This is a genomic window from Amycolatopsis sp. NPDC059235, assembly GCF_042754125.1.
In the GTDB taxonomy this organism is placed as follows: Bacteria; Actinomycetota; Actinomycetes; order Mycobacteriales; family Pseudonocardiaceae; genus Amycolatopsis; species Amycolatopsis albidoflava.
In genome coordinates, this window is record NZ_JBHZAG010000004.1 from 22,535 (window position 1) to 36,746 (window position 14,212).

Here is a 14,212-nt window from a genome sequence, read left to right on the forward strand (position 1 = left end):
TCCTGGAAGGGGCTTGAGCGATGGCTCACAAGAAGGGTGCGTCCAGCTCCCGCAACGGTCGTGATTCGAACGCCCAGCGACTGGGTGTGAAGCGCTTCGGCGGCCAGGAGGTGAACGCGGGCGAGATCCTGATCCGCCAGCGGGGCACCAAGTTCCACCCCGGCGTGAACGTCGGCCGTGGCGGCGACGACACGCTGTTCGCGCTCGCCGCCGGTGCGGTCGAGTTCGGCTCGAAGCGCGGCCGCAAGACGGTCAACATCGTCCCGTCCGAGGTCTGATCTTCGGTCTCGGCGAGCAATAACCTTCGAACGAGGGGTGGGACCGGAATATCTCCGGTGCCACCCCTCGTTTGTTTTGTCCGGATCCCTTTTCGCACCATCGCACGTGAAGTGAGGCAAACCCATGGCGTCCCGGTTCGTGGACCGCGCGGTCATCCATCTGACCGCCGGGGACGGGGGAAACGGCTGTGCCTCGGTGCACCGCGAGAAGTTCAAGCCGCTCGGCGGCCCGGACGGCGGCAACGGCGGCAACGGCGGTGACGTCACCCTCATCGTCGACGCCAACGTGCACACCCTCCTCGACTTCCACTTCCGCCCGCACGCCCGCGCCGGCAACGGCAAGATGGGCATGGGCAGCAACCGCAACGGTGCCCAAGGCGAGGGCCTGGAGATGAAGGTCCCGCCGGGCACCGTGGTGTTCACCGAGGACGGCGAGCTCGTCGCCGACCTCACGAATCCCGGCACCCGGTTCATCGCCGCGCAGGGCGGGCGCGGCGGGCTCGGCAACGCCGCGTTGTCGTCGAAGGCCCGCAAGGCGCCCGGGTTCGCGCTGCTCGGCGAGCCGGGCGAGAGCCGCAACCTCGTGCTGGAGCTGCGTTCGGTCGCCGACGTCGGCCTGCTCGGCTTCCCGTCCGCGGGCAAGTCGTCGCTGATCTCCGTGCTGTCCGCGGCGAAGCCGAAGATCGCCGACTACCCGTTCACCACGCTCGTGCCGAACCTCGGCGTCATCACCGCCGGATCGTCGGTGTTCACCATGGCCGACGTGCCGGGCCTGATCCCGGGCGCGTCCGAGGGCCGCGGCCTCGGCCTGGACTTCCTGCGCCACATCGAACGCTGCGCCGTGCTGGTGCACGTGGTCGACTGCGCGACGCTGGAGCCGGGCCGCGATCCGCTGTCCGATGTGGACGCTCTCGAGGAGGAGCTGGCCCGCTACACGCCGGGGCTGGGCGGCAAGCTCGAGGAACGCCCGCGCGTGGTGGTGCTGAACAAGATCGACATCCCGGAAGCGGCCGAGCTGGCCGAGTTCGTGCGGCCCGAGCTGGAGGCTCGCGGGCTGCGCGTGTTCGAGGTGTCCACCGCGTCGCGCAAGGGCTTGAAGGAGCTGAGCTTCGCGCTGGCGGAGGTCGTCGAGGCCTACCGCGAGGCGCAGCCGGTGCTGGAGCCGGAGAAGATCGTGCTGCACCCGCTCGCGATCGACGACAGCGGATTCACCGTCGAACGCGATCCGGAGGAAGAGGGCGGGTTCATCGTCCGCGGTTCGCGCCCAGAACGCTGGATCCGGCAGACGAACTTCGCCAACGACGAGGCCGTCGGCTACCTCGCGGACCGGCTCAACCGGCTCGGTGTCGAGGAGGCGCTGGCGAAGAACGGCGCCCGGCCGGGCAGCCCGGTCACCATCGGCGACATCCAGTTCGAATGGCAGCCCTCCACGCCGGGCGTGGCGGTGCACCTTTCAGGCCGCGGCACGGACGTCCGGCTGGAGCGCACCGACCGCGTCGGCGCGTCCGAGCGCAAGGAAGCCCGCCGGATCCGCCGCGACGGCACCGGCGAGGACGAAGAGCTGGTCGAAGAGGAAACCACCCCGTCGGTCGACTCCGAACTGGACGGCGTGTGGGACGACGAGGAGCAGGCGGAGCGCGACCGGTGAGCGGCACGCGGCAAGAGATCGCGGATGCCCGCCGGCTGGTCGTCAAGGTCGGTTCCTCGGCGCTGACCACCGCGGGCAGCGGGCTCGACGTCGCTCGTCTCGACGCACTGGTCGACGCCATCGCGGACCGAGTGTCGCGCGACGCGCAGATCGTGCTCGTGTCCTCGGGCGCGATCGGCGCCGGGCTCGCGCCGTTGAAGCTGGGCAAGCGCCCGGGCGACCTGGCTACGCAGCAGGCCGCGGCGAGTGTCGGACAGCTGGCGCTGGCGCACGCGTACGCGGAATCGTTCGGCCGCTACTCGCTGACCGTCGGCCAGGTGCTGCTCACCTCGGACGACGTCGTCCGCCGCTCGCACTATCGGAACGCGCAACGCACGTTTTCCCGGCTGCTCGCGCTCGGCGCGGTGCCGGTCGTGAACGAGAACGACACCGTTGCCACGCAAGAGATCCGCTTCGGCGACAACGACCGGCTAGCCGCTTTGGTGGCGCACCTTGTCGGCGCCGACGCGCTGGTTCTGCTGTCCGATGTGGACGGTCTGTACGACGGCGACCCGCGCGACGGCGCGACGCGCAAGATCACCGAGGTGCGCGGCGAGTCCGATGTGGAGGGCATCGCGGTCGGAATGTCGTCCTCGGGCCTGGGCACCGGCGGCATGGTCTCGAAGCTTTCCGCCGCGCGCACCGCGGCCGGCGCCGGAATCCCGGTGCTGCTGGCCGCTGCCGCCGACGCCGGAGACGCGTTGCGCGCCGCCAACGTCGGCACCGCTTTCGCGCCCGCCGACACCCGGCTGTCCGCCCGCCGCTTCTGGCTCGGCTACGCCGCCGACACCTCCGGCCGCCTCCGCTTGGACGACGGCGCGGTGCGGGCGATCCTGCGCCGCCGTTCGCTGCTGGCAGCGGGGATCACCGGTTTGGATGGGGATTTCGAGGCCGGGGATGTCGTGGATCTGGTGGATTCCGCGGACGTGCCGGTGGCGCGCGGGGTGGTCGGATTCGACGCGGGGGAGTTGCCCGCGTTGATCGGGCGGTCGAGCCACGAGGTTCCGGTGGAGTACCGCCGGGAGGTCGTGCACGCGGACGACCTCGTCCCGCTGCGCCGTTAGTCCGTTCAGCTTCGCGCCGCCGCGGGCTCGCGGTCCGGCGCATTGCGACGTCGGCTCAGCAAGGCAGTGAGCGCCGCCATCGCGGCGACCAGAACGACGCAGATCCAGGCCGCTGCTTCGGCCGCGGATGCGTACTCGGCCGCGCCTGCCGGACGATCTCCCAGCACCGCGAAGAAGATCGTGCCGATGACCGCGAGCCCGGCCGAACCGGCGAACTGCTGCGTGGTGTTGAGCGTTCCGGAGGCGATGCCCGCTTGCCGAGGGTCCACTTCGGACAGTGCGGTGCCGATCAGCGCGGGCAGGATCAGGCTGTTTCCCAGCCCCAGCAAGGCAAGGACGATCGCCAGCCACCAGCTTTCGACCCCGCCGCCTCGGAGGTTCAGCGCGATGGCGAGTCCGAGCATGGCGGCCAGATCGGCGGCGCAGCCGAGCAGGATCGCCTTGGCCGGGCCGTGCGCGGCGATCAGCCGTTTGCCGGCGAACGGCGCGACGACCCCGGCGAGCGCCATCGGCGCGAACGTCAGCCCCGCCTGGAACGGCCCCAGCCCGAGCCCGTTCTGCAGCAAGAGGCTGACGACGAAGATGCTGCCGGCGAAGGACGCCATGAACGCCACGCTGATCGCCAGCCCGGCGCGGAAACTGCGCACCCGGAACAAGGACAGGTCGAGCAGCGGGGCTCCGCCGCGGGCGAGCAGCCGTCGTTCGTAGGACACGATCAGCAGCGCCGCCGGGACGGACAGCGCCAGCATCGCCCAGCACCACCACGGCCAGCCCGCGCCCCGGCCCAGCACCAAGGGGATGAGCGCGAGCGCCAGCGAACCGGACACGCCGAGGACGCCGATCGGATCGAGGCCCGCGGTCCGGGCGGTCGCGGCGCGGGGCAGGACTTGCGCCGCCAGCAGCAGCACAGCGATGCCGACCGGCGCGTTGAGCAGGAAGATCACCCGCCAGCCGAGGCCGAACACGTCGGCGCTCAGCAGCACTCCGCCCAGCACCTGCCCGAAGACCCCGCTGACCGCGGCGGTCACCCCGAACCAGGCCAGCGCTTTGGGCCGTTCCGGCGCGGGAAAACTGCTCGTGATCACGGCCAGGATCTGCGGCACCATCATCGCCGCGGTCAGGCCCTGCAGCAGCCGGGCCCCGACCAGTTGGCCGGGGGACTGCGCGATCCCGCACAGCACGGACGCCACGGTGAACGCGCCCATGCCGGACAGGAACATCCGCCGGTAGCCGAACAGATCGCCGAGGCGGCCTCCGGTCACCAGCCCCGCGGCGTAAGCGAACGCGTACCCGCCGACGACCAGCTCCAGCGCGGCCTGCCCGGCGTTCAGGTCGCGGTGCAGCGACGGGACAGCGACGTTGACGACGTTCAGGTCGAAGCCGTACATGAACATCGCCGCGAGGACGACCGGCAGCAGCAGCGGCCGGCGGTCGGACGCAACCATGAGACCCCCTTGTTCGATAATCTTCGATGTGTTCGAAGAATTTCGAACATTACAAGAAAGTTCGACATAGCGGAAGGCTCGGGATAGGCTCGGCTCGTGACGGCGACGACCGACGGACTGCATCCGGACGCGAGCGAACTGCGGCTGGCCAGGGTGCTGGCCGCGCTCGGCGACGAAGGGCGGCTCGCCACGGTGCGCGCGCTGGCTCGGCTAGGCGAGTCCGACTGCACCCGGCTGCAGGCCGACGCCGGGCTGGAAATGAGCCGCTCGACGTTCTCGCATCATCAGAAAGTGTTGCGCGAGGCGGGAATCCTGCACGCTCGGGTGCAAGGTTCGCAGCGGATCCTCACGCTGCGAAGGGCTGAACTGCAGGCGCGGTTTCCCGGCCTCCTGGACGCGGTCCTCGACTCGCCCGCCTGAGCTTCGTTCAGCCCGCGAGATGCCGGGCCACGCGAGCCAGCTGCTCCGCGTAATACTCCACAAAGGATTCTGACGACGGATCCTCCCCGGTCAGCGCCTCCGCGATCCGGGGAAGCGACATCGGCGCGCTGGCCGCCGCCATCAGCATCAGCAGGAACGTCTTCGGGTCCACGTCGGCCGGGAAGTCGCCCGCTTCCTGCCGCGCCCGCATGTACGCGAGCTGCCCCCGCAGAAACTCGCGCTGCGACTCGGCCCCCGCCTCGTTCGGCGCGCCCTCGGCCATGTTCTCCCGCAGGAACAGCCGCGCCTGGTCCTGGTCGGCGAGGCCGCCCTTGGCGAAGTCCTCGAGCACGTCCGCGAGCGGCCGGTCGGTCGTGGTCATCGCGGCGAACCCGGCGAACGGTTCGCTCGCGACCTCGGCGTACAGGCCTTCCTTGCCGCCGAAGTAGTACGAGATCAGCTGCTTGTTCACGCCCGCGCGCTGTGCGATGTCGCTGACCCGCGCGGCCGCGTATCCCTTGCTCCCGAATTCGGCCTTCGCCGCCTCGAAAATGCGGGCCTTCGTGCGTTCGGGATCGCGCTGGCGCTCACCGGGGCGCGGCGCGCGGCGCGGGGTGGTCTCGGACACCCGGGCAGCCTAACCGACGGGTTAATCATCCTGAAGGTTGACACAATCATCCGTGTGGATAATTATAGTCGCAGGCAACCGAGAGGGGAGCGACCGTGAACAAGATCAAGGTGGCGGTAGTGGGCGGCGGCACCGGCGGGTTGTGCCTGGCGCACGGCCTGGTGCGAGCCGGATTCCAGGTGGCGGTCTACGAGCGCAGCCGCACCCGGGCCGATCGGCTGCAGGGCTACCGGGTGCACATCGCGCCGATGGGCTCCGCGGCGCTGCACGAGTGCCTTCCGCCGGCCGCGTGGGAGCGGTTCCTGGCCACCACCGGGGTGAGCAAGGGAACGTTCGGCTTCGTCACCGAGCAGATGCGCGAGCTGGCGGTCCTCGACCCGCCGCCCGGCTCCGACCCGGCTGCCGCGCACCATTCGGCCAGCCGGATCTCGATGCACCAGGTGCTGTCGTCCGGGCTGGAAGAAGTCCTCTGGTACGACAAGGAATTCGTGCGGTACGAGACCGATGCCAAGGGCGTCGGTCTGCACTTCGCCGACGGCACCACCGCCGAAGCGGATCTGGTGGTCGGCGCGGACGGCGCGAACTCCCGAGTCCGCGCCCAGCTGTTGCCGCACGCGAAGCGGGTGGACACCGGAATCCGCACCGTCATCGGCAAATTCCCGCTGACCGCCGAGTCTCGCGCGCTGATCCCGAACCGGCTGGCGACGGCCCCGACGTTCGTGCTGCCGCCCCCCGGCTGCGGGATGTTCACCGCGCCGCACGAGTTTTCGGCGGCTTCGGAGAACGACGAGTCCGCGACCGTCGACCCGGTGCTGTTCGACAACACCAGCAGCTACGTGATGTGGTCCTATGGCGCGAAGGCGGCGCACTTCCCGGCGGACCTCGCCGAGCTGGCCGTGCCGGAGCTGCGTTCGGTGGTGCTGGACCGGATCCGCGACTGGCATCCGTCGTTCAGCCGGGTGGTGCGGGACTCGCTGGACGCCACGGTGGCCATGCTGCCGATCCGCACGTCGGTGCCGGTTCGCGAGTGGGAGACCGGTCCGGTCACCTTGCTCGGCGACGCCGTGCACAGCATGACGCCGTTCCGCGGCATCGGCGCGAACATCGCCCTCCGCGACGCGCAAGTGTTGTGCCGCAACCTTTCCCGAGGCGGCGATGTGACAGCCGCGGTGGCCGGCTACGAACGGCAGATGCGGAAGTACGCGTACCCGCAAGTGCGCGGTTCGCTCCGCAGCGCAGATCAGTTCGTGACTGACAGCCGGTTCAGCCGCGGGGCGATGCGCGCTTCGATGGCCGCCATGGGGGTGGGTCTCTCGTTGCGGCGGAAGCTGCGAGCCCGCTGAGGTCAGCCCGCGCCGTACCAGCGTCCGCCGGGCGGCATCGCGTACTCCGTGTACAGGAGAGCGGCCAGGGCGTGCCAGCCGGTCTCGTCCGCGGTGAACGTCCGGCCGCCCGGCGCGATCAGCACTGCTTGGCCGCTCGCGTCGGCGACCAGCGAGATCGGCACGCGGAACTCGTCGTAGTCGTGCCGCACGAGCCAGCGCCACCCGATCGTGAACCGGCGGCGCGCGGTCACCGGGTAGCGCACGTCGACGTCGGAGACCCCGGTGCCGACGGTCGTCCACAATGGAGTGACGCGGAGTCCGGCCAGGTGCACGAGCTGTGGTTTCCTGCCGTCCGGTTCGAAACGGTAGTACGGGCGCTTGCGCCACTGCTCCCAGCGCAGCCGCCGTCGTTCGCGGCGGATCGGGCGGCGCAGCCGGGACAGCGCCTCGTCGACCAGCGCGAGGGCGCGGGCGAAGTCGGGATCGTCGCGGGACACGAGATTCTCCCCTCTCTCGCGCCCGAAGCTACTGAATCGGCCGGGGACCGGTCCCGTTCTCCTGTTCCACCAGCGACCGGAGCTGGAACTTCTGGATTTTGCCGCTGGCGGTCCGGGGGAGTTCCGGAAACAGCTCCACGCGCTCCGGCCAGTACTGCTTGGCGACGCCCTTCCCGGCGAGAAAACCGCGCAGCTTTTCGAGATCCAGGTCGACGCCAGGCTTGAGCACGAGGCAGGCGCAGGCGCGTTCCTGCAGCCGCGGATCGGGGACCGCGACCACGGCGACCGCTTCGACGTCCGGGTGTTCGTAAAGGACGTTCTCCACGTACGCGACCGGGATGTTCTCTCCGCCGCGGATGATCACGTCCTTGGTCCGGCCCGCGATGCGGAGGTAGCCGTCGGCGTCGATGGCCGCGAGATCGCCGGTGTCGAACCAATCGCCGGTGAAGCTCTCGCGAGCCAGCTCAAGCCGTTCCGCGTAGCCGACGAACAGGAACGGCCCGGCGACCTGCAGCCGGCCTTCGGCGCCCGGAGGCAATTCGGTTCCGTCGGGGTCGACAACCCGGATCCGCATGCCCGGCCAGGGATAGCCGTCGGTGTCGATCAGCTTGTCGTCCGGATCGCCCGGGATGCCGAGCGTGACCAGCGCGTCCTCGCTCTGGCCCCAGCCGCCGAGCACGACAAGACCGGGCAATTTCTGTCGTGCTTGCCGCACGAGCGCCCGGGGGATCGGCGCGCCCATGCAACAGAACCGTTGCAGGGAATGGAGATCGTGCTCGGCGAGGTTCGGCGCGGACAACAGGTCGTGCAGGAACGGAGTGGCGGCGGAGGTGTAGGTGATGCCGTGCTCGGCGACCAGTTCCACGAACCGCGCCGCATCCCACACGTCTTGCAGCACGCAGGTCGCGCCGTTCTGCACGCCGAGCCTTGCGCCGTAAAGGAAACCGGTGAGGTGCGCGAGTGTCGACGCCATGTGCAGGACGCTGTCGGAGGTGATGCCGAGCCGATCCGGGAGCGGGTTGTTCGCGGCGATCGCGGTGTTGTGCGTGTGCATCACGCCCTTGGGCTCGCCGGTGGTGCCGGAGGTGAAAATCAGCAGCGTGACGTCGTTGGGATCGGGCCGCCACGACGGCAGTTCCCGCCGCTGCTCCCAAGGCGTCGCGGCGAACTCGTCCCAGGACGACCCGACCACCAGCACGTGCTCGAGATCCGGCCACTGCGGACGGAGCCGCCGCGCCATCGCCGGATAGTCGAAACCGCGGAATTCCTGCGGCACCACCAGGACTTTCGACTTCGCGAGCGCCACCATGAAGCCGACCTCGCGGTCCCGGTAGATCGGAATCAGCGGATTGCTGACCGCGCCGATCCGGCTCGCCGCGTAGTGCACGACGATCCACTCGATCCGGTTCGGCAGCTGGAACGACACGACGTCGCCAGGCCGGACGCCCAGTTCCATCAGCCCTCGTGCACACCGGTCGACCTCATGTTTGAGCTGGCCGAAGGTGATGCTGCGCTGCGAATCGACGAACGCGGTCTTGTCCGGCGTGGCCGCCGCGGCGTCGTCGAGGTAGTCGGTGATGGTGCGGTTCACCCAGTACCCGGCGCGGGTGTGGGCCTCGATCGTCTCGTCGTTGAGGATCGTCGCGAACGGCATGGCGGGCTCCGGGTCAGCTCATGGTGAGGCCGCCGCTGACGCTGACGGTCTGGCCGGTGACATAGGCGGCCTCGTCGGAGGCCAGGAAGGCGACCACGTTCGCGATGTCGGACGGCTGCGCGAGCCGCCGGAACGGGATGGCTTTCGTCAGTGCTTCGCGCAGTTTCGGGTTGTCGCCGCCGAGCGAGGCGAACAGTTCGGTGTCGGCGGGTCCGGGGCACACGACGTTGGCGTTTACCTTGCTGCGCGCCAATTCCCGGGCGATCGACTTCGTGAACGCGATGATGCCGCCCTTCGCCGCCGAGTACACCGCCTCGCCCGACGAACCGACGCGGCCGGCGTCGGACGCGATGTTGACCACTGAGCCGAAGCCCTGTTCGGCCATCACCGGCAAGACCTCGCGGCAGGTGTTGAGCACGCCGTAGAGATTGATCTGCACGACGCGGTCCCAGTCGGCACGGGCGGACTCGATGAACGGGCCCGCCTTGTCCCAGCCGGCGTTGTTGACCAGCACGTCGATCCGGCCGAACTGCGCGCGGACCTGCTCGACCGCGGCAGCGACGGATTCGGGGGAGGTGACGTCGGTCTTGACGCCGACCCCGCCGATCGCGGCCGCGGTCTCCTTCGCGGTGGTCTCGTTGATGTCGCTGACCACGACGGTCGCACCCTCGGCGGCCAGCTTCTCGGCGATGCCACGGCCGATGCCTTGACCCGCACCGGTGACGATGATGACTTTGTCCTTGAGCATGCGTGTTCTCCTCTAGGGGGCGTAGGCGCGGCCGAGCAGGTTGCGCGCGATGACGAGCTTCGACACCTGCGCGGTGCCGTCGCCGATTTCGAGGCCGATCACGTCACGAAGCCGCTGCCCGACCGGGCTTTCGCTGGAGTAGCCGAGGTGCCCGAACGTCAGCAGACACTGGTGAATGGTCTCCGCGGCGAGCTTCGGTGCCCAGAACTTCGCCATCGCCGCCTCGGTGCTGTGCTCGACGTCGTTGTCCTTGCGCCACAACGCTTCGTAACAGACGTGCCGGGCACCGCGCAGGTACGTCGCCTGCTCGGCGAGCGGGAACGCGACGCCTTGGAAGGTGCCGATCGGACTGCCGAACGCCTCGCGGTCGCGGGACCACTGCAGCGCCTCGTCGAGCGAAACCTGCGCCGCGCCAAGGCAAGCGAGCCCGATGATCGCGCGCGAATAGTCGAAACCCTGCATCACGGAGACGAACCCTTGGCCCTCGCCGCCGACCAACGCTTCCTTGGCGACGGGCAGCCCGTCGAAGTGCAGTGACGCGCGTCCGATGGCCCGGCTGCCGAGATCGTCGAACGCCGCCCGCGAGACGTAGGCGTCGTCCAGTTCGACCCAGAACGCGCTGACCCCGCGCGCGCCGGGGCCGCCGGTGCGGGCGAGCACGAGCGCGACGTCGGCGGACATCCCCAGCGTGATCGAGGTTTTCTCGCCGGTGAGCCGCCAGCCGTCACCGTCCGGTTCGGCCTTCATCTCCAGCTTCGCGGCGTCGGTGCCGTGCCCGGGTTCGGTGATGCAGAACGCGGGTACGACCTCGCCGGACGCGATCGGCGGCAGCCACGCGGCCTGCTGCTGTTCGGTCGCGTTCCGGGTGAGGATGTCGCTGACCAGCGCGCTGACGATGATCAGATAGGCGGCGTTGAAGTCGCCGCGCGCGACCTCCTCGGCGGCCATCCCGGCGACGACCGCGCTGGCCTCCTGGCCGCCGTGGCGTTCCGGGATGCGCAGGCCGGTCAGGCCCATCGACGCCAGGTCCGCGACGAGCTGGGGCCGCAGCTTCGCCGCCTTGTCGTCGGATTGGTAATGCGGCGCAAGGACTTTCGTCGCGAACCGGCGCAGCTCGTTCCGGTAGGCGTCCTCGTCGTCGGTGAACGTGAAGTCCATGGTCAGTGCCAGTTCACGTGCGAGACGAAGTCCGGCTTGCGCTTCTCCGCAAACGCTTGCGCACCTTCCAAGCCCTCCGGCGAGGCGGTGAACAGGTCGAGCGCGGACATGGCCAAATTGGACAGTCCGGCCTGGTGGTCGGTGTCCGCGTTGAAGGACTGCTTGAGAAAACGCAGTGCGGTCGGGCTTAGTGCGGCAGCGTCGTCAGCCCACGCCTTGGCGGTCTTGAGCAGTTCGCCCGCCGGGACGACGGCGTTGACCAGGCCCATCCGCTCCGCCTCGGCCGCGTCGTACTGGCGGCAGAAGAACCAGATCTCGCGCGCCTTCTTCTCGCCGACGACCCGCGCGAGATACGCCGAGCCGAACCCGGCGTCGAACGACCCGACCCGCGGACCGGCCTGGCCGAACCGCGCGGTCTCGCTGGCGATCGTGACGTCGCACAGGACGTGCAGCACGTGCCCGCCGCCGACCGCGACGCCGTTGACCGCGGCGATCACCGGCTTCGGGATGTCGCGGATGAGCTTGTGCAGGTTGCCGATCTCGAACATGCCGCTCTCGGTCGGACCGTAGTCGCCGGTCTCCGCACGCTGTTTGACGTCGCCGCCGGTGCAGAACGCCTTCTCGCCGGCACCGGTGAGGATCACCGCCTGCACCTGCTTGTCCGCCCAGGCCAGGCGGAACGCCTTGATCAGCTCGTCGACCGTCTTCCCGCGAAAGGCGTTGTAGCGCTCCGGCCGGTCGATCGTGACGACCGCGGCCGGGCCGTCGATTTCGTACCGGATGTCCTCGAACTCCATCGTCCGCTCCCGTCTGTCGTCTGACCACGGTGACAAAATTTGACTCTCAAGTCAAGAGTTGAACTTGCGGTCAACCGGTAGGCTTTCGGGGCAGCGGAGAACACGGAGGAGCGAGATGGGCGCGGTGAACGGGGTGAAACCGCCGTCCGAGCGCGTGCAGCGCAAACGGGGCAAGCGGATCCAGGAAATCCTGACGGCGGCGGCCGAGTTGTTCGGCGAGCGCGGCTACGACGCGGTGAGCCTGGAGCATGTCGCCGAGCGCCTCGACGTCACGAAGGGTTCGCTGTACTACTACTTTTCCAGCAAAGACGAGCTAGGCACGGCGGCGATCGAGACGCTCGGCGACGAGTGGACGGCGCGGCTGGAGCAACTGCTCGACCGCACCGAGGGCACGCCGGGAGACCGCCTGCGCGCGTTGATCCACGAGCACGTCACGATCGCGGTCAACGACTATCCGGCGGCGCTGCGGCTGTTCCTGATGCCGCGCGAATGGCCGAGCGCGCAACGCGAACGCATCAAGGAACTCCGCCTCCGCCACGACGCGCTGTTCCGCGCGCTGGTCGAAGAAGGCCTGACGAGCGGCGAGTTCACCGTCACCAGCGTCGACACCGTGCTGCAGTGCATGCACGCAGCGATGAGCCAGGCGCCGACGTGGTGCGGTGAATTGCCGTCCGCCGCACGGGGAAAAGCGGTGGACGAGGTCGCCGACACGTTGATGGCGCTCGTCCACATCGGACCCTGATTTAGAGGCGTCGCGGGGCTTCGATGCCGAGCAACGCCAAGCCCTGCACGAGCGTGCGCGACGTGAGCGTGGCCAGCTGTACCCGCGAAGCGCGCAGCTCCGGGGTTTCCGCGGTCAGCACCGGGCACTCCTCGTAGAAGCGCGAGAACGTGACCGCGGTGTCGTACAGGTACGTACAGAGCTTGTGCGGCGCGTACGCGGACGTCGCCGCACTGATCGCTTCGCTGAACCGCAGCAGCGTCAGCGCGAGCGTGCGTTCCTCTGGTTTTTGAAGAAGGACGGGCGCGTTATCGTCGGTTTCGCCCGCCTTGGCGAGGATCGACTCGATCCGTGCGTGCGCGTACTGCAGGTAGACGGACGTATTGCCGTCCTTGGCGAGCATGCGGTCCCAGTCGAACACGTAGTCGCGTTCGCGGTCGCTGGAAAGGTCGGCGTACTTGACCGCTCCGATACCGACTGCGCGCGCGACTTCCCGCTGCTCTTCCTTGCTCAGTTTACTGCGCTCCGCAACGACTTCCGCGGCCTGCGCCACTGCTTCGTCGAGCAGGCTGGCGAGCTTGATCGTCTCGCCGGCGCGGGTGCGCATCACCTTGCCGTCCGCGCCGAGGATCGAGCCGAACCCGATGTGCTCGGCGTGCACGCCTTCGAGCCAGCCCGCCGCACGGGCCACCGCGAAGATCATCGCGAAGTGCTGCGCCTGCGGGGTGCCGACGACGTACAGCAGATCGGTCGCCCCGCGTTCGGCGGTCCAGTACCGGATGGTGGCGAGGTCGGTGGCCGCGTAGCCGTAGCCGCCGTCGCGCTTGCGGACGATCAGCGGGAGCCGGTCGCCTTCGCGGTTGGTGAAGCCTTCGGGGAACACGCACACCGCGCCGTCGCTGAGCTCGGTGAGCCCGTCGGCTTCGAGTTCGTCGACGACCTCGCCCAGGTACGGGTTGTAGAAGCTTTCGCCGTAGATGTCGTCGTCGGTGAGCGTGATGCCGAGCTGGCGGTAGGCCGCGTTGAAGTGCCTTGTCGACTCATCGACGAGTTCCTGCCAGAAGGCGAGCGTGTCCGCGTCGCCGCTCTGGAGCTTCACGACGCGCTCGCGGGAACGGGTCGCGAAGGCCTCGTCGGCGTCGAACTTCCGGCGTGCGGCCTGGTAGAACGCGTTGAGGTCGCTGCGATCCCCGGACGGTTCGTCCAGGTGGTGTTCGATCAGCATGCCGAACGGCGTGCCCCAGTCGCCGAGATGGTTGTGCGGCAGCACCTCGTGCCCGACGAAGCGCAGCAGCCTGCTGATCGCGTCGCCGATCACCGTGGAGCGCACGTGCCCGACGTGCATTTCCTTGGCCACGTTGGGACTGCTGTAGTCGAGCGCGACCCGGCGCGGCTGCTCGGCCTCGGCAACCCCGAGCCGGTCGTCTTTCGCTTGCTCGGCCACGCGCTGCTCAAGCCATTCGCGGCGCAACACGAAGTTCAGAAACCCGGGCCCGGCGATCTCCGGCTGGTCGGCGACACCGTCCAGCTCCAGGTTCTCGACGATCCCGGCCGCGACCTCGCGCGGCGGCTTGCCGAGCCGTTTGCCGAGGCTCATCGCCAGGTTGCACTGGTAGTCGACACCGTCGCGAGTGGACACCGCGATGAGCGCCGCGGACGGGTCGAGGTCGACGTCGAACGCGCGGCGGAGCGAGGCCACCACGCGTCGGGCCAGTTCCTCACTAACCTCGGGCTTGCGCACGGTGTCCCTCCTTCGCGTAGTCGATCGGTGAAGCCTACCGACCGCGCGC

At 69.2% G+C, this 14,212-nt stretch carries 14 protein-coding genes; 6 read left to right on the forward strand and 8 right to left on the reverse strand.

Annotated elements, in window-relative coordinates; translation table 11 throughout:
• Positions 1-20: 20 nt before the first annotated feature.
• From rpmA to proB, 3 genes are all read left to right on the forward strand, one after another.
• A complete protein-coding gene (rpmA, locus tag ACFXI3_RS03745) occupies positions 21-278 on the forward strand; it encodes a 50S ribosomal protein L27 (protein WP_344283755.1) in 258 nt (85 codons plus the stop codon).
• Between the two features lie 124 nt (positions 279-402).
• Positions 403-1,926 carry a GTPase ObgE gene (gene obgE, locus ACFXI3_RS03750; RefSeq protein WP_344283759.1) on the forward strand — a complete coding sequence of 508 codons (1,524 nt, stop codon included), beginning with the start codon at positions 403-405 and terminating at the stop codon, positions 1,924-1,926.
• Positions 1,923-3,029, forward strand: a complete 1,107-nt coding sequence (gene proB / locus ACFXI3_RS03755; protein ID WP_344283762.1) for a glutamate 5-kinase — start codon at positions 1,923-1,925, stop codon at positions 3,027-3,029. Before obgE ends, proB begins: the two co-directional genes overlap by 4 nt.
• Positions 3,030-3,034: 5 nt before the next feature.
• Here proB and ACFXI3_RS03760 read toward each other — a convergent pair whose 3' ends face one another.
• Entirely contained in the window at positions 3,035-4,474 is a 1,440-nt protein-coding gene (locus ACFXI3_RS03760; RefSeq protein WP_378397851.1) for an MFS transporter, read from the reverse strand.
• Positions 4,475-4,570: 96 nt separating this feature from the next.
• On the opposite strand from ACFXI3_RS03760, the gene ACFXI3_RS03765 reads away from it, so the two are divergent.
• Positions 4,571-4,894 carry a transcriptional regulator gene (locus ACFXI3_RS03765; RefSeq protein ID WP_344283768.1) on the forward strand — a complete coding sequence of 108 codons (324 nt, stop codon included), beginning with the start codon at positions 4,571-4,573 and terminating at the stop codon, positions 4,892-4,894.
• A 7-nt stretch (positions 4,895-4,901) separates the two neighbouring features.
• Here the strand turns inward: ACFXI3_RS03765 and ACFXI3_RS03770 are convergent, their stop codons facing one another.
• On the reverse strand, positions 4,902-5,522 hold the full coding sequence (locus tag ACFXI3_RS03770) for a TetR/AcrR family transcriptional regulator (protein ID WP_378397852.1): 621 nt from the start codon (positions 5,520-5,522) through the stop codon (positions 4,902-4,904).
• A gap of 95 nt (positions 5,523-5,617) precedes the next feature.
• Between ACFXI3_RS03770 and ACFXI3_RS03775 the strand changes: the two genes are divergently transcribed.
• Entirely contained in the window at positions 5,618-6,865 is a 1,248-nt protein-coding gene (locus tag ACFXI3_RS03775) for an FAD-dependent oxidoreductase (RefSeq protein WP_378397853.1), read from the forward strand.
• 2 nt (positions 6,866-6,867) lie between these two features.
• Here the strand turns inward: ACFXI3_RS03775 and ACFXI3_RS03780 are convergent, their stop codons facing one another.
• Genes ACFXI3_RS03780 through ACFXI3_RS03800 form a run of 5 tightly spaced genes read right to left on the reverse strand, consistent with a single transcriptional unit; the run spans position 6,868 to position 11,701 of the window.
• Positions 6,868-7,344, reverse strand: a complete 477-nt coding sequence (locus ACFXI3_RS03780) for a hypothetical protein (RefSeq protein ID WP_378397855.1) — start codon at positions 7,342-7,344, stop codon at positions 6,868-6,870.
• Positions 7,345-7,372: 28 nt separating this feature from the next.
• On the reverse strand, positions 7,373-8,998 hold the full coding sequence (locus tag ACFXI3_RS03785) for an AMP-binding protein (protein WP_378397856.1): 1,626 nt from the start codon (positions 8,996-8,998) through the stop codon (positions 7,373-7,375).
• A gap of 13 nt (positions 8,999-9,011) precedes the next feature.
• Positions 9,012-9,746 (reverse strand): SDR family NAD(P)-dependent oxidoreductase, encoded by a 735-nt coding sequence (locus ACFXI3_RS03790; RefSeq protein WP_378397858.1) that lies wholly within the window; start codon positions 9,744-9,746, stop codon positions 9,012-9,014.
• Positions 9,747-9,758: 12 nt separating this feature from the next.
• Positions 9,759-10,904 carry an acyl-CoA dehydrogenase family protein gene (locus tag ACFXI3_RS03795; protein ID WP_344283781.1) on the reverse strand — a complete coding sequence of 382 codons (1,146 nt, stop codon included), beginning with the start codon at positions 10,902-10,904 and terminating at the stop codon, positions 9,759-9,761.
• A gap of 2 nt (positions 10,905-10,906) precedes the next feature.
• Positions 10,907-11,701 (reverse strand): enoyl-CoA hydratase-related protein, encoded by a 795-nt coding sequence (locus ACFXI3_RS03800; protein ID WP_344283784.1) that lies wholly within the window; start codon positions 11,699-11,701, stop codon positions 10,907-10,909.
• Positions 11,702-11,816: 115 nt separating this feature from the next.
• Here ACFXI3_RS03800 and ACFXI3_RS03805 point away from each other — a divergent pair, with 115 nt between their 5' ends.
• The gene (locus ACFXI3_RS03805; protein WP_344283787.1) at positions 11,817-12,443 is read left to right on the forward strand and encodes a TetR/AcrR family transcriptional regulator; all 627 of its coding nucleotides are present in this window, start codon (positions 11,817-11,819) and stop codon (positions 12,441-12,443) included.
• A gap of 1 nt (position 12,444) precedes the next feature.
• Here the strand turns inward: ACFXI3_RS03805 and argS are convergent, their stop codons facing one another.
• Positions 12,445-14,163, reverse strand: coding sequence for an arginine--tRNA ligase (gene argS / locus ACFXI3_RS03810; protein WP_378397860.1), 1,719 nt, complete (start codon positions 14,161-14,163; stop codon positions 12,445-12,447).
• Between the last annotated feature and the right edge of the window lie 49 nt (positions 14,164-14,212).